21 protein-coding genes are annotated in these 19,032 nt (G+C 69.9%); 10 read left to right on the forward strand and 11 right to left on the reverse strand.

Annotation, left to right across the window (positions count from 1 at the left end):
- The first annotated feature begins 7 nt into the window (after nt 1–7).
- Both Ahu01nite_RS33670 and Ahu01nite_RS33675 read left to right on the forward strand, forming a co-directional pair.
- Entirely contained in the window at nt 8–1,231 is a 1,224-nt protein-coding gene (locus Ahu01nite_RS33670; RefSeq protein WP_203840751.1) for a hypothetical protein, read from the forward strand.
- Nucleotides 1,232–1,389: 158 nt separating this feature from the next.
- Nucleotides 1,390–1,989, forward strand: coding sequence for a hypothetical protein (locus Ahu01nite_RS33675; RefSeq protein WP_203840752.1), 600 nt, complete (start codon nt 1,390–1,392; stop codon nt 1,987–1,989).
- Between the two features lie 226 nt (nt 1,990–2,215).
- Here the strand turns inward: Ahu01nite_RS33675 and Ahu01nite_RS33680 are convergent, their stop codons facing one another.
- The 4 genes from Ahu01nite_RS33680 to Ahu01nite_RS33690 form a co-directional block, all read right to left on the reverse strand.
- The gene (locus Ahu01nite_RS33680) at nt 2,216–3,466 is read right to left on the reverse strand and encodes an FAD-binding protein (protein ID WP_203840753.1); all 1,251 of its coding nucleotides are present in this window, start codon (nt 3,464–3,466) and stop codon (nt 2,216–2,218) included.
- 89 nt (nt 3,467–3,555) lie between these two features.
- Entirely contained in the window at nt 3,556–4,065 is a 510-nt protein-coding gene (locus tag Ahu01nite_RS50745; protein ID WP_239159337.1) for a hypothetical protein, read from the reverse strand.
- A 179-nt stretch (nt 4,066–4,244) separates the two neighbouring features.
- Nucleotides 4,245–4,532: an SMI1/KNR4 family protein gene (locus Ahu01nite_RS50750; RefSeq protein WP_239159338.1), complete on the reverse strand. Its 288-nt coding sequence runs from the start codon at nt 4,530–4,532 to the stop codon at nt 4,245–4,247.
- Nucleotides 4,533–4,706: 174 nt separating this feature from the next.
- Nucleotides 4,707–6,116 (reverse strand): MFS transporter, encoded by a 1,410-nt coding sequence (locus Ahu01nite_RS33690; protein WP_239159339.1) that lies wholly within the window; start codon nt 6,114–6,116, stop codon nt 4,707–4,709.
- Between the two features lie 78 nt (nt 6,117–6,194).
- Here Ahu01nite_RS33690 and Ahu01nite_RS33695 point away from each other — a divergent pair, with 78 nt between their 5' ends.
- Complete coding sequence (locus Ahu01nite_RS33695) at nt 6,195–6,890, forward strand: hypothetical protein (RefSeq protein WP_203840755.1); 696 nt, start codon at nt 6,195–6,197, stop codon at nt 6,888–6,890.
- A 68-nt stretch (nt 6,891–6,958) separates the two neighbouring features.
- On the opposite strand, the gene Ahu01nite_RS33700 is transcribed toward Ahu01nite_RS33695, so the two are convergent.
- The 3 genes from Ahu01nite_RS33700 to Ahu01nite_RS33710 are packed head-to-tail and all read right to left on the reverse strand — an operon-like array spanning nt 6,959 to nt 9,484.
- On the reverse strand, nt 6,959–7,615 hold the full coding sequence (locus Ahu01nite_RS33700) for a 3-oxoacid CoA-transferase subunit B (RefSeq protein ID WP_203840756.1): 657 nt from the start codon (nt 7,613–7,615) through the stop codon (nt 6,959–6,961).
- Nucleotides 7,616–7,649: 34 nt separating this feature from the next.
- Complete coding sequence (locus tag Ahu01nite_RS33705) at nt 7,650–8,306, reverse strand: 3-oxoacid CoA-transferase subunit A (protein WP_203840757.1); 657 nt, start codon at nt 8,304–8,306, stop codon at nt 7,650–7,652.
- A complete protein-coding gene (locus Ahu01nite_RS33710) occupies nt 8,303–9,484 on the reverse strand; it encodes a thiolase family protein (protein WP_203840758.1) in 1,182 nt (393 codons plus the stop codon). The genes Ahu01nite_RS33705 and Ahu01nite_RS33710 overlap by 4 nt, the downstream gene beginning before the upstream one ends.
- Nucleotides 9,485–9,554: 70 nt before the next feature.
- Here Ahu01nite_RS33710 and Ahu01nite_RS33715 point away from each other — a divergent pair, with 70 nt between their 5' ends.
- The gene (locus Ahu01nite_RS33715; RefSeq protein WP_203840759.1) at nt 9,555–10,493 is read left to right on the forward strand and encodes a LysR family transcriptional regulator; all 939 of its coding nucleotides are present in this window, start codon (nt 9,555–9,557) and stop codon (nt 10,491–10,493) included.
- Here the strand turns inward: Ahu01nite_RS33715 and Ahu01nite_RS33720 are convergent.
- Nucleotides 10,417–11,274 carry a Rossmann-fold NAD(P)-binding domain-containing protein gene (locus Ahu01nite_RS33720; RefSeq protein WP_203840760.1) on the reverse strand — a complete coding sequence of 286 codons (858 nt, stop codon included), beginning with the start codon at nt 11,272–11,274 and terminating at the stop codon, nt 10,417–10,419. The genes Ahu01nite_RS33715 and Ahu01nite_RS33720 overlap by 77 nt on opposite strands.
- Nucleotides 11,275–11,486: 212 nt before the next feature.
- On the opposite strand from Ahu01nite_RS33720, the gene Ahu01nite_RS33725 reads away from it, so the two are divergent.
- From Ahu01nite_RS33725 to Ahu01nite_RS50755, 3 genes are all read left to right on the forward strand, one after another.
- Nucleotides 11,487–12,047, forward strand: a complete 561-nt coding sequence (locus tag Ahu01nite_RS33725) for a hypothetical protein (protein ID WP_203840761.1) — start codon at nt 11,487–11,489, stop codon at nt 12,045–12,047.
- A gap of 252 nt (nt 12,048–12,299) precedes the next feature.
- Nucleotides 12,300–12,917, forward strand: coding sequence for a class I SAM-dependent methyltransferase (locus Ahu01nite_RS33730; protein WP_239159342.1), 618 nt, complete (start codon nt 12,300–12,302; stop codon nt 12,915–12,917).
- 29 nt (nt 12,918–12,946) lie between these two features.
- On the forward strand, nt 12,947–13,189 hold the full coding sequence (locus Ahu01nite_RS50755) for a hypothetical protein (protein ID WP_239159340.1): 243 nt from the start codon (nt 12,947–12,949) through the stop codon (nt 13,187–13,189).
- An 87-nt stretch (nt 13,190–13,276) separates the two neighbouring features.
- On the opposite strand, the gene Ahu01nite_RS33735 is transcribed toward Ahu01nite_RS50755, so the two are convergent.
- On the reverse strand, nt 13,277–14,311 hold the full coding sequence (locus tag Ahu01nite_RS33735; protein WP_438874849.1) for a LacI family DNA-binding transcriptional regulator: 1,035 nt from the start codon (nt 14,309–14,311) through the stop codon (nt 13,277–13,279).
- Between the two features lie 100 nt (nt 14,312–14,411).
- Between Ahu01nite_RS33735 and Ahu01nite_RS33740 the strand changes: the two genes are divergently transcribed.
- Nucleotides 14,412–15,614 (forward strand): flavin monoamine oxidase family protein, encoded by a 1,203-nt coding sequence (locus Ahu01nite_RS33740; protein ID WP_239159343.1) that lies wholly within the window; start codon nt 14,412–14,414, stop codon nt 15,612–15,614.
- 64 nt (nt 15,615–15,678) lie between these two features.
- Here the strand turns inward: Ahu01nite_RS33740 and Ahu01nite_RS33745 are convergent, their stop codons facing one another.
- Complete coding sequence (locus Ahu01nite_RS33745) at nt 15,679–15,933, reverse strand: hypothetical protein (protein WP_203840780.1); 255 nt, start codon at nt 15,931–15,933, stop codon at nt 15,679–15,681.
- Between the two features lie 70 nt (nt 15,934–16,003).
- Complete coding sequence (locus tag Ahu01nite_RS33750; RefSeq protein ID WP_203840763.1) at nt 16,004–16,615, reverse strand: hypothetical protein; 612 nt, start codon at nt 16,613–16,615, stop codon at nt 16,004–16,006.
- Nucleotides 16,616–16,778: 163 nt separating this feature from the next.
- On the opposite strand from Ahu01nite_RS33750, the gene Ahu01nite_RS33755 reads away from it, so the two are divergent.
- Nucleotides 16,779–17,693 (forward strand): hypothetical protein, encoded by a 915-nt coding sequence (locus Ahu01nite_RS33755; protein ID WP_203840764.1) that lies wholly within the window; start codon nt 16,779–16,781, stop codon nt 17,691–17,693.
- Nucleotides 17,690–18,874 (forward strand): serine hydrolase domain-containing protein, encoded by a 1,185-nt coding sequence (locus Ahu01nite_RS33760; RefSeq protein WP_203840765.1) that lies wholly within the window; start codon nt 17,690–17,692, stop codon nt 18,872–18,874. The genes Ahu01nite_RS33755 and Ahu01nite_RS33760 overlap by 4 nt, the downstream gene beginning before the upstream one ends.
- The last annotated feature ends 158 nt before the right edge of the window (nt 18,875–19,032 follow it).

The following is a 19,032-nucleotide window of genomic DNA, read 5'->3' on the forward strand; positions in this document are numbered from 1 at the left end:
CCAGAGATTGACTACATTGGATGGTGGCCGGGAGCTCATCGGGGGCAACCGCGAACTGTCGCGCGCACCGGGTGACGCCGGGCTCGCCGGGTTCGTGGGCCCGGCGCTGTCGCGAGAGAGGCATCCGTACCTCATGCGTAGACGTGATTTCCTGGCTCTGGCGAGCATCGGCGTACCCCTCGGGTCTGCTTTGCCGTTCTCTCCTGTGGCCGCCGCCGGGTTGGACAAGGGCAATGTCATCGGGTTGCTCGCCCGGGAGCAGGACAAGGTCGACGAGGGCGCGGCCCTGCTCAAGGGTTTTGTTGTCCGGCTCAACTGGGACGCGGCGCAGCCGGCCGAGGGCGGCGCGATCAGCAAGGCGGCGTGCGACCAGCTGACCGGTGCGGTCGCCTTCGCCAGGGAGCATGGCTACTCCCGGTTGAAGCTGCGCCTGGTCGCGGGCCAGTCCGCGCCGGGCTGGGCCAAGGCCATCGGCGGTACCGCCCTCGACTGGGACAACGACGGAAAGACACTGACCGTGCCACGCTGGTGGACGGGCGCGTACCTCGATGCGTACCGCGGCTTCGTGCTGCGGCTCCGCGACCACCTCGACGACCCGATGTGGTGCGAGGTGACGGTGTCAGCCACGTGCACGGTGTTCGCCGAACCCTGCATCCACGAGCTCGACTCCCAGGCGAACAGGACCACGCTGCTGAAGCTCGGGTACACGACGCAGGACGAGATGGACGCACTCAAGAGGGCGATCGCGATCCACGAGGAGCTCCTCTCCCCGTACGGTATTTCGTCCTCGGTCGCCTACAACCCTCTGCAAACGATCGTGGTTTCGCCCGACGGCACCACGAACTCGCTGGTCAACGACACCGGCAAGACCATCGAGCTGATGGACCATCAGCGAGCCGCCATGGGCGACTTCGGCGTCTGGGAGAACAACTCGCTCATCGCAGCGGACATCGACGGGACCCTCGAGCAGACCCGCCCGGCCTACCGGACCATGTACGCCCACATGCGCGCCGGTGCAGCGGCCGGCCATCCCGTCCAGTTCCAGACCGCGACCCTGGCGAAGATCCAGGAGGCGAAGGGCTCGGTCTATCACACGGCGTTGTGGGCAGCCCGGAACGGCGGCATTTCGGTCGAGCTCCCGGTGGGCTGGGAGGGCGACGGCCTGCACGGCCCGGTCATCGACGCGGCCCTCGCCGACAAGCTCAACAAGACCTTTGCCGAGAACGCCTGATCGAACCGCCTTTGCGTGTCTCTCCTGTGTGGGCGCGGGTAACTCGCCTGTCCGGCTTAGTCAGACACTTTGTCTCAGAGTGACAGGGCCGCCGTGGCGTGAAGGCTTGGCACGATGACGGGATTTAAGGACGGTGCCGGTTCGCCAGGATGATCCGCATGACTGAGACAGCGAGCCTGCCGGCACCGTCCTGGAAGTCCGTCGCGGTGCGAGGCGCCGGTGTCGGGGCCATCTCCCTGGTGACGTGGGTCGTCGGGTACGCGGTGTCGGACCTGCTGGTGCGGCCGCAGGACGGTCAGGACATCGCCGACTACGTGATGAACGCCGCCCTGGTCGCCCTCGCCATCGGAGTGCCGGCCGGCCTCATCATCGGCCTGCTGAGCGGCCGCGCTCTCCACCTGCGCCGGCCCTTCCTGACGGCAGTGCTCGGCCTCGCCGGTGCTGCCACCCTCGTGGTCAGCGGCCTCTCGGTGACGGAGTACGTCCCCGGGCTGCCGGTCATCGCCGGCGTGGCCGAGGAGGTGGTGTTCGTCGTAGCGGCCTACGCCGGCGCGGCCCTGCTCGTCTCCCGCGGCCGCCTGGCGGCGACATCCACCCGGACCGCGGCGTCGTCCACTCGCGCAGCAGCCCGGCCCAGCCGCGCGACGGCAACGCCGGCCCGTCCCGCCACCGCCGCAGCCCACCACCGCGCGACCCGGACCTACGCCGACGCGCCCCGCACCTACAGCACCACCCGCCCAGCCCGCGTCGCCGCCTGACAACCGCCCCGGTCCGAGCCGGACAACACAGCCCGAGCCGAGCGACACAGCCCGAGCCGGGCGACACAGCCCGAGCCGAACAATGCGGCACTCAAGCCGAACAATGCGGCCCGAAGCCGCCCCGATCAGCCCGCGCACTCAGTCAAGCAGGTCGTCGAGCCAGGGTTGCGGACGATGCGGTCTGAACAATGCGCCCCGAGCCCGCCCCGAGCAGCAGCCCGCGCTCTCAGTCGAGCAGGGCGTCGAGCCAGGGGTTGCGGAAGATGCGGTTCGGGTCGAATTCGCGGGTGAGGGACACGAAGTCGGTGAAGCGGTCGTACTGGGCGTGGATGGTGTCCGGGCTGGTGGTGAAGACCTTGCCCCAGTGGGGGCGGGCGTCGAGCGGCGCCAGGGCCTGCTCCAGCCTCGCCACGACCGGGAGCACGATGTCCGTGTCCGCGATCCAGGTGAAGTGCAGGGCAAACGTTTCGCGCTGGTAGTTGGGGCTCAGCCACAGGTCGTCCGCGCCGATGGTGCGGAGTTCGCAGATCTGCAGGACCGGTGAGACGACGTCGCCGATCGCGTCGACCGCGTCGATCGCGTCGAGGGCGCGGTCCCGGGGGACGTGGTACTCCGACTGGAGTTCTTCGCCGCTGCTCGGGGTGAACTCCATGCGGAAGTGCGGCAGCCGGGTGTGCCAGGGGCCGGGGTCGCCTGACTGATCGGTGCTGTTCTGGGCCGGCATGCCGGGGACGGGATGGCGGGCGGCGTCCGCGCGGCGGGCCCCGTGCCAGTCACCGGCGGGCATCGGGTCGCGGCGCTTGAGCCAGGCCATGTTGACGTCCGGGCCGGTCCAGTTGGTGAAGAGACTGACGCTGTAGCCGTCCCCGAGGATGCCCGGGAGGTCGCGCTCGAGCTCGGCGCGAGGGAGGTCGTCGTACACATATTGGCGCAGTTCGAAGGCCGGGGCGACGTCGAGGGTGAGCGAGACGACCACCCCGAGCGCGCCCAGGCCGACGACCGCGCCGAGGAAGGCGTCGCCGTCGAGGTCGCGGCGCAACGTGACCAGCTTGCCGTCGCCGCGGATCAGCTCGATCGCGGAGACGGCGGTGGCGAGGTTGCCGTTGTGCTCGCCCGAGCCGTGCGTGGCGGTGGCGATCGCCCCGGCCACCGAGATGTGCGGCAGCGACGCCATGTTGTGCAGCGCCAGGCCCTCGGCGTCGAGGCGGGAGGCCAGCTCTCCGTAGCGCATGCCGCCGTCGATGCGTACCGAGTTGTGGTAAGGGCCGACCTCGAAGATGCGGGGGAGGTCGGCGAGCGAGATCAGGTCGCCGGTGGTGTCGGCCATCCGGTTGAAGGAGTGGCCGCTGCCCAGGACCTTGACCGGCCGACCGGCCGCCACCAGCTCCTGGATCTGCTCCACCGACGTCGGCCGATGCAGGCGGTGCGCGCCGAAAACGATATTCCCGGCCCAGTTGGTGACCTTCTCATCGCTCATGGACCCAGCACACCACGGAAACAAGCCGGAAACCATCTCCCTGAAGATCCAAAATCAGGATGAGCGACAGATCCTTCAGCCGTACGCGATCAGTAGCCGGACTCCTCCCCCACAGCGGCCCGGGCAGCGGCCTCGGCCGGCCCGTCGCCGTACCCGGGCCGGGCCACGGCGACGGACTGGAAGTAGTACCCCTGTTCCTCATCCGGATCGTCGTCCGCCGCGAACGACCGCCACAGGCTTAGGTACAGATCAGGCGCCGAGAAGCAGCCGTCGTCCTCGCCCGCATCGACCCTGGTGTGCCGCCGCAACTCCCGGACCACCTCGCGGGCCGCCTGCCCGAAGACATCAACATCCCGGTACCGCACGACGTCCTCCTCGTACGGGCGGTACAGCTCGATGAAGTTGACCCGCCCCCGGGAACGCCCGGCCACACCGAACCCGACGCTGAACCCGAGACCGCCGGGCATCGTCAGCGCCACGCCGCCCAACCCGTTCCGGGCCAGCGGTCCGAGCACCGCCAGCGCGGCCCCGGCCTCCTCGACGGTCATGCCGAGCCGCAGCGGCCCGGCCCCGTACGGCGGATCCAGCACGAATTCCATCGCGAGATCATCTCCAGTCCCTCCGACGCTCCGGCGGGCGCACCCCCACGTCGCCAGATCCTGCCCACGCTCCAGCGAACGCACCCGGGACAGGAGGCACGTCGCCAGACCCTGCCGACGCTCCAGCGAACGCACCCAGGACAAGAGGCACGGCGCCGCGCACGAGCCGGACGGGAGGTTCAAGGCCTGAGCGCGTGCGCCGCCAGGAACTCGAGGAAGTCCGCGGCGACGATCTCGTCGTCGTCGCCGGCGTCGTGGAAGTGGAACCAGACCTGCTCGAGGCAGCGGCCCTCCTCGACGGGAAAGCCCCAGTGGTCGCCGGTGCCGACCGCGGCGACGGCGACAAAACTGCGATCGGGGAACTCCTGGTCGTTTGACGGTGCAGAGGTCGGCGCCGTACTCCTGCGGCTCCGCGACGACGGGGAACAGCTCCACGTAACCGAACATGCCGCCACCAAAGCGTTCAATGAACGCTTTGTACTTGTCCGGCAGTGCGATATCCAGGCGGTGTTCGACGACGGCTATCTCATCGGCCGTGGCCGTGCGTCCCTCGACGAGCGCGAAGCCGTGCTCGGCCTCCCCCGCCGCGGACTCCTCCAGCAACGGCTCGGCGAGTGCGGCGAACTCACGGAGCTCCACGTCTACTCCGCGGCGGCCGGGTCGGGGCGGTCGCCGCGGGGCATGAGGGTGACCATGGCGACCATGAGGACGGCGAGGGCGATGATGCCGAGGAAGACATGCTGGACCGCGGTGGTCATGCGGACGGGGTCCGCGCCGTCGCCGCGGAGGGTGGCGTTGGCGATCGCGCCGAAGACGGCGACTCCGACGGCGCTGCCCAGGGAGCGCATGAAGACGTAGTTGGCGGTGACGACGCCGCGGTCCTCCCAGCCGACGCTCGACTGGCCGACCACGACCGTGGGCGGGCCGACCAGGCCCATGCCGAGACCGATGAGCAGGCAGACCGCGCCGACCGTGAGCACGCTGGAGCGCTGGTCGAGGACGAGCAGCAGGAGCGAGCCGGCGAGCACGATGGCCGTACCGATCAGGGCGCAGCCGCGGAAGCCGAGCCGCAGGTAGATCTTTCCTGACTGGCTGGCTGCGATGGGCCATCCGATCAGCAGCGTCGCGAGGGCGAAACCGGCGAGGAGTGGGCTGGCGCCGAGCGCAGTCTGGGCGTACGTGGGGATATAGGAAGTAAGGCCGAGCAGGACCGCCCCGATCCCGAACGACGTCAGGCCGGCGGCGACCAGGGTCCGGCGGCGGAAGACCCAGAGTGGGAGCACCGGTTCGGCGACGTTGCGTTCGGCGAAGCCGAAGGCGACCAGCAGCGCGACGCCCGCGCCGAGCACCGCGATGCCCGGCGCCGACATCCACGCCCAGCTCTGACCGCCCTCCAGTAGACCGAGAATGATCAGGGTCAGACCGGTGGTGAGCAACGCCGCGCCGCGGTAGTCGATCGCCGGATGGGCCCGGTTCACGCGTTCGCCGAAGCGGCGCCAGATGGTCAGGGCGGCGGCCAGGCAGAGCGGAATATTGATGAAGAAGATCCAGCGCCAGGACACCCATTCGCTGAACACGCCGCCCAGGGTCGGGCCGATCACCGAGGCGATGCCCCATACGCTGGCGATATAGCCCTGGACCTTCGCGCGTTCCCGCACCGAGTAGAGATCGCCGATCATCGTCATCGTGGTTGGCTGGATGGCGCCCGCGCCGAGGCCCTGCACGGCCCGGAAGGCGATGAGGGCGCCGATGCTGCCGGCGAGGCCACCGCCGACCGACCCCAGGGCGAAGACCGCGATGCCGGCCAGGACGACCGGCTTGCGTCCGAAAAGGTCAGCCAGTTTCCCGAACACGGGTACGCTCACCGCCTGCGCGAGCAGGTACGTCGAGAACAGCCACGGGAACTCCGCGAACCCGCCGATGTCCGCCACGATCGAGGGCACCGCCGTGGCGATGATGGTCGAGTCGATCGCGACCAGCGCAGTACTGAGCATGACGGCGGCGAGCACCGGACCACGCTCCGACCGTAGGCCTACCCCGGTATCCGTCACGATCACCACCCAACCACGCCCGGCCGCCATGATCGACCCGGCGATGATCGACAGTGGCCTTGATGACACGATGCGGACATGCGTTCAGGTTCCCGCGCACCTCTGGAGCCCTCCGGGATCTTCGTGCCCGCCAGGCGTCCGCCGGGCACCGCCACCATCAACCGGTGGCGAAGGGCCAACTGCGGTGAAGTGCTGCGGCCGGGCGTCCGGTCAGCCCTTTGGGATTTCGTACGCGAGACCGCGCCGCTCCTGCACCCCGGCCTCACGGCCCCGGCCGAACCGGCGCTGCTCTCCGGCCTCAACGACGGCCGCGACGCCGACGTGAAGACCGGCATGCTCGGCACGGACACCGCTCCGCTGTGCCTGATCCTGCGCACCCACCTGGGCACCGCCGGCCCCGGCCCGCACCGCCGCTGGCGCGAGACATTGGGCCGGCCGGGCGTACGCACCTCGGCGGCGGTGGTGACCGGCATCGAACAGGTCAACCCGCAGGAGGCCGGGCCGCTGCTGGCCGAGCCGCTCCCCGCGCAGGCCCGGCCCTGGCTCGTGATAAGCGCTACGGTCGCGGACCGCGCGGGCTCACTGTCGGTGGACCCGGGTGACGGGGTGCTGCGGCACGTCCTGGACTTCGCCGTGCTGCGCCTCGACCGGCCGGGCCCACTCCGAGACAGACCGTCTCATTGCCCGCACTGCGACCGGACCAGGGTCCGGCGCTACTCCGCCTTCGACCTCTGCCCAGACTGCGGCTGGTTCGACCAGCCCTCCCCCACCTAGCCCTGACGCCGCTTCGCCCTGACGCCGCGGTGCTCGGCCTTCGACGCTGCGCGGGTGTGGAGGCTGGGTCAGGACGAAGCTGAGCCGTCACTCATCTTGACCGCGAGGCGTGCGCTGAGGTCGGCGTACGTGATGCCGAAGAGGTCTCGGACCACCAGGCCGTCGCCGGTCACTTCGAGCGTCGCCACATCGGTGTAGATGCGGTCGACGCAGCGGGCGGCCGTCAGGGGGTAGGCGCACTCCGGCACGACCTTGGGGCTGCCGTCCTTGGCGAACATCGTCGTCATGACGTAGACCTTCTTCGCGCCGACCGCGAGGTCCATCGCCCCGCCGACCGCCGGGATGGCGTCCGCGGCGCCGGTGTGCCAGTTGGCGAGGTCGCCGGCCGCGGAGACCTGGAAGGCGCCGAGTACGCAGACGTCGAGGTGACCGCCGCGCATCATGGCGAACGAGTCGGCGTGGTGGAAGTAGGCCGCCCCGGGCAGCTCGGTCACCGCGACCTTGCCGGCGTTCATCAGGTCCGGGTCGACGTCGTCACCGTGCGCCTGCGGGCCCATGTTGAGCATGCCGTTCTCGGTGTGCAGCACCACGCCCGAGCCGGGTTCGAGGTGATCGGCGACCAGGGTGGGCAGGCCGATGCCGAGATTCACGTACGCCCCGGCCGGAATGTCCCGCGCGACCAGCGCCGCCATCTCAGCCTTGCCCAGCGAAGCCTGCGCGCTCATCCGACAACCACCCTGCCGATAGATGCCTGCCCACTCATGCCGCGACCACCCTGTCGATGTAGATGCCGGGCGTGACGACGGCCTCCGGATCCAGCGTGCCGATCTCTACGATCTCGCTGACCTGGACCGCGACCGTCGTGGCCGCTGTCGCCATGACCGGGCCGAAGTTGCGGGCCGTCTTGCGATAGACCAGGTTGCCCATCCGGTCACTGCGGTGCGCGCCGATGAGCGCTACGTCGCCCTTGATGGGGAACTCCAGCACATGGGTACGCCCGTCGATCTCGCGTGTCTCCTTACCCTCCGCGAGCAGCGTGCCGGCGCCGGTCGGGCAGTAGAACGCGCCGATGCCGGCACCCGCGGCACGTAGCCGTTCGGCGAGGGTGCCCTGCGGCACGACCTCGAGCTCGATCTTGCCGGACCGGTACAGGCCGTCGAAGACCCAGGAGTCGTGCTGGCGGGGGAAGGAGCAGATCACTTTGCGTACGCGTCCCTCGGCCAGCAGCGCCGCCAGCCCCGTGTCGCCGTTGCCCGCGTTGTTGGACACCACCGTAAGGCCGGTCGCGCCCTGCCGGATCAGGGCGTCGATGAGATGCGTGGGCATCCCGGCCATGCCGAAGCCCCCGACCAGCACCGTCGACCCGTCCGCCACCCCCGCCACGGCCTCGTCGGTGCTCTCGCAAATGGAAGTCATGACTCATTTTCCAGGACGACGGCGAGGGCCTGGCCGACGCCGATGCAGATGGCTGCCACGCCCCAGCGGTCGCCGGAATCGGTGAGGCGCTTCGCCAGGGTGGCGAGGATCCGGGCACCGGAGGCGCCGAGGGGGTGGCCGATCGCGATGGCACCGCCCTTGGCGTTGACGATCGCCGGGTCGATCTTCCAGGCGTCGACGCAGGCGAGGCTCTGCACCGCGAAGGCCTCGTTGAGCTCGACGGCGCTGACGTCGTCCCAGCTGATACCGGCGCGGGCGAGCGCGCGGTCGGCGGCCTGCACCGGCGCGTACCCGAACATCTGTGGTTCGAGGGCCGCCACGCCGCGGCCGGCGATGCGGGCCAAGGGGGCGCTGCCGATCTGCGCGGCTGCGGCTTCGGAGCCGATGAGTACGGCCGCGGCGCCGTCGTTCAGCGGCGAGGCGTTGCCCGCGGTGATCGCGCCGTCGGGGCGGAAGGACGGCTTGAGCGCGGCGAGCTTCTCCAGGGTGCTCGAGGCGCGGATGCCCTCGTCGCGGGTGAGCACCGCGCCCGGGACCGGGACGACCAGGTCGTCGTAGAAGCCTTCCTCCCACGCGGCGTGCGCGAGCAGGTGCGACCGCAGTGCGAACTCGTCCTGTCGTTCCCGGTCGATCCCGAAGCGGTCGCGCAGCTGCTCGTTGGCCTCCCCCAGCGACACGGTCCAGTCGGCGGGCATCCGCTCGTTGACCAGGCGCCAGCCCAGCGTGGTCGAGACCGCGGTGGCGTTGCCGACGGGGAACGCCTTGTCGGGCTTCGGCAGCACCCAGGGCGCCCGGGTCATCGACTCGACGCCGCCGGCCACGACCACGTCGGCGTCGCCGGTCTCGACGCTGCGGGAGGCCATCATCGCCGCGTCGAGGCTGGAGCCGCAGAGCCGGTTGACCGTGGTGGCGGGGACGCTGACCGGCAGCCCGGCGAGCAGCACCGCCATGCGGCCGACGTTGCGGTTGTCCTCGCCGGCCTGGTTGGCGCAGCCCCAGAGCACGTCGGCGATGGCGGTGCGGTCCAGCGCCGGGAAGCGGTCCAGCAGGCCGGACAGTGCGGTCGCGGCGAGGTCGTCGGGGCGGACGCTGGCCAGTGCCCCGCCGAACCGGCCGAACGGGGTGCGCGCGGCGCCGTACAGATAGCTCGCGGTCATACCCCTCACCGTACGGCCGCTGACTCATACTCTCCAATCTTCAATCACCGCGGATTGATAAGCTGGATGCATGGATCTCCGGCAGCTGACATCGTTCACGATGCTGGCGCAGGAGCTGCACTTCGGCCGCGCCGCCGCCCGCCTGCACCTGGCCCAGCCGGCGCTCTCCCAGCAGATCCGCCAGCTCGAGAAGGAGCTGGGCAACACGCTCTTCACCCGCTCCACCCGCCGCGTGGAGCTGACCGAGGCCGGCACGCTCCTGCTGGAACGGGCCGGCACGATCCTCGCCCTGCTCGCCCGCGCCGAGGACGAACAGGCCCGCCTGGCCCAGGGCAGCGCGGGCCAGGTCAGCATCGGCTTCATCGGGACGGCGACCTACGACGTCCTGCCCGGCGTGGCCCGCAAGCTCCGGGCCGGCCTGCCCGACCTCCGGCTCGACCTGCGCGGCGAGATGCTCACGCCGGAGTTGGTCACGGGCGTCCTCGACTACTCCCTCGACGTGGCCCTCATGCGCCCGCCCACCGACCGCGCGGGCCTCGACGTCGTGCCGCTGCGCACCGAGGCACTCGTGGCGGCGTTACGCGCGGACGACCCCCGGGCCGGCGCCGGGGTCCTCGACCTGACCACCCTCGCTATGGAACCGTTTGTCTCACACCCGTCTCGCCGGCTCTCCTCCATGCACCAGAGCCTGCTGGACACCTGCCGGGCGGCGGGGTTCCAACCCCGGGAGATCATCGAGGTACGCGAGACGTCCACGCTGATCACCTTTGTGGCGGCCGGCATGGGCGTAGCTTTGGTCCCCGCGTCGGTCCGCTCCCTCGGGATCGACGGCGTCGCCTACGTGCCGCTGCTCCAGCGCAGCGCGACCGTCGACCTGGTCATGGCGACCCGGAGCGCGGAGACCTCTCCCGGCGTACGGCGGGTGGCTCAGCTCATCGCGGCGCACGTGCGGGGCGGCCCAGCAGCTCTTCCAGATCCGGCGTCTGTGTGGCGAGGGCCCCGGCCTTAGCGAGCCCGTGCAGCCAGCCCATCGGCCCGGCGACCTCACCCTCCCGCGCCGTTGTACCCCGAGACACCGCAAGCTCGGGGAAGGTCCAGAGCGGACCGGTCAGCTCATAGGTGCGATTGGCGATCCGATCCGAGAGCAGTGCTCTTGCTGCGGCCTCGGCGAGATCGGCCCGGTAGGCGGTGTTGAGCGGCTGCCCACCGGTCGCATGCGTCAACTCGCCGGCAGGCTGCCCATCGGAGGTATGCGCCGCGCCTCTGACGGGCTGCCGGCTGGCGGTTTGCGCCGGACCTCCGACGGGCTGCCAGCTGGCGGTTTGCGCCGGACCTCCGACGGGCTGCCAGCTGGCGGTATGCGCCGGACCTCCGACGGGCTGCCAGCTGGCGGTATGCGTCGGATCTTCTGCAACGAAGGGTTCGGTGTAGAAAGGGTTTCGGAGGATCGAGTACGCCATGCCGCTGGCAGCGATCGCGTCCTCGGTCACGCCGTGTACAGCGAAGATCCCGGCGATCCGGTGGAAGCTGGTGTAGACGACGGCCTCGACCCCGGCCTCCGCGGCGGCCCCGACCACGGCGAGATGCTGCGCGGTGCGCCGGTCAGGGTTCAACTCGGGCGATGAGATGAACAGCAGCCGCGAGACCCCGTGAAAGGCTTTGGCCAGAGTCGAAGGCTTGTCGTAGTCGGCCTCGGCCCTGCCGAACGCGAGGACATCACCGGCCCGTTCCCGCAGCACATCCACCACGATTCGGCCCAGATTCCCGGTCGCCCCGGTGACACCAATCATGAGCACACCCTCACGGCCGCCCCGGTGCATGGCCAACCGATTTGCCGTGCCGTGCCGCGCCGCGCCGCGTTGTGCCCATGCCGTGCCCTGCCGCGCCGCGTTGTGCCCGCGCCGCGTTGTGCCGTGGCGCGCGGAGCGAAGCGCGGAGCTGCCAGGCGGTTTGAGTACGACAACTCACGTGGCGGCGCAGATCCGTCAATACGGTGGGTCGCATGACTTCCACGACTGAACTCGACCGTCCGATCACGAGTCCTCCGGCCAAGAGCCACGGCCGGCGATGGCTCAGACGTTCGCTCATCGCGGTGGCCGCGCTCACCGCGGCCGGCGTGACCACGGCGGCGACCGGTGCCACGTACGTGATCGCGCACAGCGGCAACGAGCCACTACCAACCGGGAGTATGCACGCGGTGAACGTCTACACCGTGGACGATTCGATCAGCACCACGGTCCCGGCTTCGGAACGGCCCGGCGTGATCGGGCGGTTCATCGGGATGTGCGACGCCGACACCTACTACGTCGAGGTGGACGGCGGTGGGTACTGCGTGGTTCTCAACGGCTCGCTCGGCGAGGTCGAGGCGACCGGCACGGACAACGGTGTCGAGCTGAGCCCCGCCGAGGCCGCCAAGGTTCAGGGCATCGTGCAGCGCGCCGACGAGGGCGGGACGGAGAAGACAACGCGGGTGGTGCTCGAGTACGACGAGGGCTGGGCCGGAATGCTCAAGGTCGCCGACCTGGCATCCGGCGGCCCGGTCCACGGCAGCGCCATCAACTGACCGACGCAGGGAGCAAGTCGCCTGCCCGGCACAACCAGGAAATCCCGAACCGGCACGGCAACAGACTCCCGAACCGGCACGGCAACAGAGAGGTGACATCTGTCAGCCGCATCGGCACTGCGCCGCAACTAACGTGAACCACAGGAACGTGAACCACAGGAACGCAGACCACAGGAACGCAGACCACAGGAGCGCAGACCACAGGAACGGGGGCAGATGCCGAAAACATTCAGGCCCAGTCGTACGGCGGTGATGGTTTGTCAGGGCCGCGCAGCGGCACAAGGACTGATCGCCGCGGGGCGCTTTGCGGATCCGACCGCCATGGCTCTGCTGCGGGACGATGAGCGCACGGCTGTCAACTGGGTGCGCGACGGGGCCGTGCCTCGGCGATGGCGGGAGAGGGTCGACTACGAGACGGTCAAGGGTTGCGCCGAGATGATGGTGCCGCGGACCGTGGCTATCGACGATGCCGTTCGGGAGCACCCGAACCCTCAGGTGGTGATCCTCGGCGCCGGGCTGGACGGCCGGGCGTGGCGGATGCCCGAGGTCGCCGGCACCGCGGTTTTCGAGGTCGACCAGCCCGCCTCCCAACAGGACAAACGCGACCGCGCCGCACGACTCGGCGACGGCGCACGATTCGACCGCGCCGCACGACTCGGCGAGGCCGCACGACTCGGCGCGGCCGGGCCGGTGTATGTGCCGGTGGATTTCGGCAGGGATGACCTGGTCGAGGTGCTGGCTGCGGCGGGTTGTCGTGCCGATCTGGCCACGACCTGGATCTGGGAAGGCGTCGTGCCATATTTGACCAGGCCGGAGGTGGCCGCCACGGTTGCCGCCGTCGCTGCCTGCTCGGCCCCGGGAGTCGCCTGATCGTCAACTTCCAGGCGCCCGCTCCGTCGATGAGGGTCGGTCAGCTGGTGGCGCGGGTGCTGATGGCCTCCACCGGAAGGCGCAGCGTGTGGGCGCGGGAGCCGTGGCGCTCGACCTGGACGGCGGGTGAGATGGCGGCTCTGCTCGCGCGGCACGGCTTCACCGTCACGTTGGACCAGAATCTGCTGGAGGTGGCCGAGGCCCTGGAAACACCGGCCCACCGGCCCCGCTCGCTCGGCAACAGCCGCCTCATGGTCGCCGACCACAGCTGAGAACGGTAAGACGCCGACCACAGCTGAGAACGGTAAGACGCCGACCACAGCTGAGAACGGTAAGACGCCGACCGCGTCTGAGAACGGTCAGGCGGAGCCGCGGATGACGAGGCTGGTGGTGAGGACGACTTCGGGATCCTCGGGCTCGATGCCGTCTATTTTCGAGAGCAGGAGCCGGACCATTTCCTGGCCCATCTGCTCGATCGGCTGGTGGACGCTGGTCAACGGCGGGTCGGTGTGCGCGGCCACCACCGAGTCGTCAAAACCAACAACGGCGACATCTTGTGGCGTACGCAGGCCGCGCTCGCGCAATATCCGCAGAGCGCCCGCCGCCATGGTGTCCGAAGCAGCGAAGATCGCGTCGAGCTCCGGGTCCTGCGAAAGCAGTTGGACCGTGGCCGCGGCCCCGCTCTCCTCGCTGAAGTCGCCGTGCGCGACGAGCCCCGGGCCTGCCACGTCGTGATAGCCGGCCAGGCGGGCGATACCCGCGGCCATGTCCTGCGGCCCGGTGATGGTCGCGATGCGGTGCCGGCCCCGCTCCTTCAGGTACGCGACAGCGTCGCGCGCACCGCCGCGGTTGTCGGCATCGACGTAGCAGCCGAGATCGGTGCCGGCGGGACGACCGGCGCGGACCGTGGCGACGCCGCGTTCCTCGAGTTTCGTGGGCAGCGGGTCGGCGCCGTGCAGGGAGAGGAGCAACGCGCCGTCGACGTGCTGGCGGGTGAGGTAGCCCTCGAGGCGTTCGCGTTCGTGGGGGGCCTGGGCGATCATGAGGACCATCTGCAGGCCGCGGTCGACGAGGCCGGTGGAGATGGACTGGACGATGCGGCCGAAGAAGGGCTCGGCGAAGAAGCGTTCGCCGGATTCGAAGACGACCAGGGCGATCGAGTCGGTGCGCTGGGTGACCAGGGTGCGGGCTGCCCTGTTCGGTACGTATCCGAGCTCGGCGATCGCGGAGCGCACCGCTTCGCGGGCCTGATCGCTGACCTGGGCCGAGCCGTTGATGACGCGGGACACCGTGCCGCGGCCGACGCCGGCGCGGGTGGCCACCTCGTCGAGCGTCGGCGGGCGGGTCGCGGGCAGAGCCTGCCCTGATCGGGAAACCGCCCTCCTAGCAGACAACTGCCGCACCTTTCGACGGGCACGTCACGAGCCCGCTGCGCGCGACGACGAGTTCCCGTCAACCTACCTCCCGCGCGCGAAGGCGTACGCTGCGGCCGTGATGCGAGCTTTTCTCGTCTCCCACTGGGGTGACGACCCGTGGTCCCGGGGTTCGTGGAGCCTGATCGGGCGGGGCGGGACGCCTGCCGACCGGGTGACGCTGGGCAGCGCGGTGGGCGTACGGCTGCGGATCGCCGGGGAGGCCACCCACCCGGACCGGGCCGGGATGGCGCACGGCGCGTACGAGAAGGGCCGCGAGGCCGGGCTGTGGGCCGCGGACCTGGGGCATCGGCGGGTCGCGGTGGTCGGTGCCGGGATGGCGGGGCTGGCGGCGGCGCGGCAGTTGACCCGTCTCGGCGTACACGCGGAGGTCTTCGAGGCCCGGGACCGCCTCGGCGGGCGGACCGCCGGGCGGGATCTGGACGGCTTCCGATTTGATCTTGGTGCCAACTGGCTTCAGCAGTACGCGGGGAACGCGCTGGCGCGGATCGCGGAGCGGCTGGGGCTGCGCACGGTGCCCACGGACTTCGCCGATCCGATGGTGTTGCGGGGCGCGCCGGCTCCGGAGGGGCTCGACGTGGACGCGCAGCGACGGCTGGCGGCGGCACCGGCGGATGCGTCGATCGCGGACGTCGTCGACGCGTGGCTGCGCGAGCCGGCGCCGTGGACGCCCGCGGACATCCAGCGGTTCGCGGACGCGGAGATCATCATGGATTCGGGGGCGCCGCTGTCGTGGCTGAGCGCCCGGCACGGGTTCGAGCCGGGGGTCGGCGAGGGCGACCGGTGGATCGCGGGCAGTTACCGGCTGCTGGTCGACCATCTCGCCCGCGGCCTCACCGTGCACCTGTCGAGCCCGGTCTCGCACGTGAGCGCCGGGCCTGAGGGCGTTCTCGTCGGGGGCAGCCGTTTCGACGCGGCGATCGTGACGGTGCCGGTGGGGGTGCTGAAGGCGGGCACGCTCGCTTTTGTGCCGCCGTTGCCGCAGGGGCATCGCGACGCGCTTTCGCGGCTGGGAATGGGGCGGGTCGAGAAGGTGGTGCTCCGCTTCGACGAGCACTTCTGGCCGGTGTCGCGTTCGGGTTACTACCGGATCCACGGGCCGGGCGCCGGCGATATCTGCGAATGGCTCGACGCTACCGGCGCTGACGGCGTACCCACCTTGGTCGGATTGTTCGCCGGGCCCTGGCTCGCCTCGCTGTGGAATGGCACGGACGCCGACATCGCGCAGCGCGCCGCTTCCATCGTGCGCGATGCCGTGGCATAGCACGAAGGGCCGCACAGCCAAGGGGGAGATTTGGCTGGACGGCCCTCCGGGGCCTTCGGAATTGTCAGACGGCGTTGAGGAGAAGCGCGCTCAGGACCATGCCGAGCACCGCGCCGGCCACTCCGGCAGCGGCGGCGTACCAGCCGAGCGGGCGGTCGCCGAGGGAACCGGCGATCACACCGAGAATCACGGCCACGAGGCCGAAAACGGGCGGGAAGAACACGATCGCGAGGGCCGCGAAGACGAAGCCCACAATGGTGCAGACCCGGGCTGCGGTAACGCCGGAACGGGTCGGCCGAGTGCTGGTCACCTGCGCCATCATCCAACTCCTTCGTGAGAATCGCTGACACCGTTCAGCTACCCACAGTGGAGCAGACCCCAAACAAAAATCATTCCTGATGTACGGGCTGAGCGCTCGACGCCCGTGCCCGGGTGACGTCCGCCATCAGCCGGTCCCACGCCGGATCGGGCCGGAAAGGGCCCAGCGCGAGCCGGCTGCCGACCCGGGCGTACGTGTATTCCCACCAGGCCGCGACCCGCACCGGCCAGAGCCCCACCCGGACCGCCCCCGCGAGGAAGCAGCGGTGCACCAGCAGCGTCGCGGCGAGGATGTCGTCGTCGAACTCGGCACCTTCCTCGTCGACCGCCCGTCCCAGGGCGCGCACGTCGCGGTGCATCTCTGAGTACGCGATGAGGTGCGGGGTCGCCGGCACGCGCACCTCGGCCCCGGGCACGAGCATGTCAGCGGCGTACGCCGGCATGAACACGACGTCGTCGACGGTGATGATGAGGGGAAGCTCCTCGTGGCCGCGCCGCACGCCCAGCTCGAGGCCGGGGTCGCCGGTGGGCACGATCACCTGCTCGAAACCCAGGACGTCGCGGATCGCGAGCGTGACCGCGTCACCGATGGCCGGGATGGTCACGGTCACGGCGCCGGCGGCCACCGACACCTCCGTGCCGGGTAGTTCGCCGAGCAGACCCACGAGAGCTTCACTGTGCATGTGCTCGTTATACCCAATCATGGCGACCTCGACAATTTCTTACAGTAATCGCCGCGCTACTAAAGGTAATATTTACCGCCATCGTAAAACGGCAAGGACTAGACTCCGAGTACTACGCACTCACGCACTTGTCCGGAACGGGAAACGGCCAAAGAATCGTTGCATGACGGTCGGTAAGGCAGAACTGCCCTATCCCTATAACCAGGACTTCTCGGGCATCGTCACCCGCGTGAAGGGTGTCCGGGAGGCCACGCGCGCCGCGCTGGTGAACTCGCCGAAGGTGGCGTCCTACCTCAAGGCCGGTGCCAACCTCGTCGAGCAGAACCTGGGTGCGTGCGACTGGGCAGCGGTCGCCGACACCGGCAAGAAGCAGTACTGGTCGGGGCTGCGGTTCCTGACCGAGCGCGCACTGTCGCGTGAGATGGAGAGCCTCGAGCCGCCGTTCCTGCGGCAGAAGGGCGACGGGCCCTACCGCGCGACCTGGGCCAGTCACGACGACTACCTGAACGACCTGCTCACCTTCATGTTCCACGCGAACAACTACGACCCGCAGTACAACGCCGAGGTGGAGACCCGCGGCTGGCTCGACGACGAGGAGAGCTTCGTCGACGCGATCGACCGCGCCACCTTCGCCGAGCTGCAGGCGATCTGCCGGATGCCGCTGTTCCGGCTCCAGCTCATCATGGTCGCCACCGCGGACCGCAACGACGGCATCCATGACGCGATCGCCAATCAGTACGACGGCGCCCTCGAGCCGTGGAAGAAGATCTACGAGTCGACGTTCGCCTCCCGCGGTTTCCAGCTGCGCAACGGCGTCACGCTCGACCAGCTCGCCAACATGCTCGCCGCGGTCACCGAGGGCTTCGCCCTGCACCACCTGGGCGATCCCGGCGCGGGCATCGTCGGCGAGGACCACCAGGACAACCTGGTCGCCATGGCGGTCCTCGGCATCCTCAACAGCTACCTCGAACCGGTCAATGAACCATCCGGGCTGACCTTGCGTGAGCACTTCCGAGACACCTCGTTCCGGGCGCGCCCGGCGGATCGCACCATCGACCAGAACGGGGACCGACCATGACCAGCACGATCGAGCCACCGGCCGTCCGCCCCGCCGCCGCCCACTCCTCCTGGTGGGAACGGCAGAGCGACGTGATCATGCGCAGGCCGCTCAACGAGTGGACCTTCACCCACATGAACTGGCTGATGCCCACCGAGCGCGTCGGCTGCGGCCTGGAATACCGTCCCCTGTCGGTCGCGTCCGTGCCCCTCGACCTGACCTACCGCTTCGACGACCACGACTACAGCCTCACGGACCTGCACCACCGCACGTTCACCACCGCGTTCGTGGTGCTGCACCACGGCCGGATCGTGCACGAGAGCTACCCCGGGGCCTTCGCCGGCCCGCGCACCAGGATGCAGCTGTTCTCGCTCTCCAAATCGGTCACCTCGATTTTGTTCGGCATCGCGCTGGCCGACGGCGCGATCGGCAGCATCAAGGACCAGATCACCGACTACCGCCCCGACTTCGTCGGCACCGCCTACGACGGGGTCACCCTCGCCGATCTGCTCGACATGAGCAGCGGCGTCGGCGAGCTCGAGTCCTGGGACGGCACCGCCAGCATCATCCGCGACTTCGAACGAGCCGTCCTCAGCGGTGGCGACGTCCCCGCCATCATCCGCTCCGCGCCCCGCACCACCCCCAGCGGCGAAACGTTCAACTACTCCACGTTCGACGCCCAGATCCTGGGCTGGGTCCTCGAAGCGGCAACGGGCAGCACCCTGGCGGCCTACGCCTCGGACAAGCTCTGGACCAGGATCGGCGCCGAACGCGACGCCTACTACGGCCTCACCCGCTCCCAGCCCCGCACCGCCATCGGCGCGGGCGCCTTCAACGCCACCGCCCGCGACCTCGCCCGCCTCGGCCTCCTGATGTCCCACGACGGCCGCCTCGCCGGCGACCAGATCGTCCCCCGCGACTGGGCCCGCCGAAGCCGCGGCACCGACCTCCCCCACCTGGCAGTCGGCGCCCTCGGCCCCTCAGGCTATGACCACTATGGGTACGCCAACCAGTGGTGGACCCTCGGCGAAAGCTGCTTCAACGCCTTCACCGGCCTCGGCGTCCACGGCCAATACCTCTTCGTCGACCCCGCCGCCGACGTCGTCATCGTCAAATGCAGCGCCTGGCCCACCGAGGACGACCCCACCCGGGACCGGGAAACCATCACCGCCCTCCGCCGCATAGCCGACCACCTGGCCTGACCCCCTCCCCTCCGTCCGCCACCTCCCGCCGTTCCGCCTCCAGCCTTTCCACCTCCAGCCGTTCCACCTCCCGCCGTTCCACCTCCCGCCGTTCCGCCTTCAGCCTGACCCCCTCCCTCCCTCCCTGCCCCCTCCGCCACCTCCGGCCTTTCCCCCTC

The sequence above is a fragment of the Winogradskya humida genome, from assembly GCF_016862215.1.
GTDB lineage: Bacteria > Actinomycetota > Actinomycetes > Mycobacteriales > Micromonosporaceae > Actinoplanes > Actinoplanes humidus.

Excerpts from the sequence above, each read along its gene's own strand:
- Ahu01nite_RS33675 (WP_203840752.1), top strand. The coding sequence starts at position 1,390 with ATGACTGAGACAGCGAGCCTGCCGGCACCGTCCTGGAAGTCCGTCGCG.
- Ahu01nite_RS33680 (WP_203840753.1), bottom strand. The coding sequence starts at position 3,466 with ATGAGCGATGAGAAGGTCACCAACTGGGCCGGGAATATCGTTTTCGGC.
- Ahu01nite_RS50745 (WP_239159337.1), bottom strand. The coding sequence starts at position 4,065 with ATGGAATTCGTGCTGGATCCGCCGTACGGGGCCGGGCCGCTGCGGCTC.
- Ahu01nite_RS33695 (WP_203840755.1), top strand. The coding sequence starts at position 6,195 with ATGCGTTCAGGTTCCCGCGCACCTCTGGAGCCCTCCGGGATCTTCGTG.
- Ahu01nite_RS33700 (WP_203840756.1), bottom strand. The coding sequence starts at position 7,615 with ATGAGCGCGCAGGCTTCGCTGGGCAAGGCTGAGATGGCGGCGCTGGTC.
- Ahu01nite_RS33705 (WP_203840757.1), bottom strand. The coding sequence starts at position 8,306 with ATGACTTCCATTTGCGAGAGCACCGACGAGGCCGTGGCGGGGGTGGCG.
- Ahu01nite_RS33710 (WP_203840758.1), bottom strand. The coding sequence starts at position 9,484 with ATGACCGCGAGCTATCTGTACGGCGCCGCGCGCACCCCGTTCGGCCGG.
- Ahu01nite_RS33715 (WP_203840759.1), top strand. The coding sequence starts at position 9,555 with ATGGATCTCCGGCAGCTGACATCGTTCACGATGCTGGCGCAGGAGCTG.
- Ahu01nite_RS33720 (WP_203840760.1), bottom strand. The coding sequence starts at position 11,274 with ATGATTGGTGTCACCGGGGCGACCGGGAATCTGGGCCGAATCGTGGTG.
- Ahu01nite_RS33725 (WP_203840761.1), top strand. The coding sequence starts at position 11,487 with ATGACTTCCACGACTGAACTCGACCGTCCGATCACGAGTCCTCCGGCC.
- Ahu01nite_RS33730 (WP_239159342.1), top strand. The coding sequence starts at position 12,300 with ATGGTTTGTCAGGGCCGCGCAGCGGCACAAGGACTGATCGCCGCGGGG.
- Ahu01nite_RS50755 (WP_239159340.1), top strand. The coding sequence starts at position 12,947 with ATGAGGGTCGGTCAGCTGGTGGCGCGGGTGCTGATGGCCTCCACCGGA.
- Ahu01nite_RS33740 (WP_239159343.1), top strand. The coding sequence starts at position 14,412 with ATGCGAGCTTTTCTCGTCTCCCACTGGGGTGACGACCCGTGGTCCCGG.
- Ahu01nite_RS33745 (WP_203840780.1), bottom strand. The coding sequence starts at position 15,933 with ATGGCGCAGGTGACCAGCACTCGGCCGACCCGTTCCGGCGTTACCGCA.
- Ahu01nite_RS33750 (WP_203840763.1), bottom strand. The coding sequence starts at position 16,615 with ATGCACAGTGAAGCTCTCGTGGGTCTGCTCGGCGAACTACCCGGCACG.
- Ahu01nite_RS33755 (WP_203840764.1), top strand. The coding sequence starts at position 16,779 with ATGACGGTCGGTAAGGCAGAACTGCCCTATCCCTATAACCAGGACTTC.
- Ahu01nite_RS33760 (WP_203840765.1), top strand. The coding sequence starts at position 17,690 with ATGACCAGCACGATCGAGCCACCGGCCGTCCGCCCCGCCGCCGCCCAC.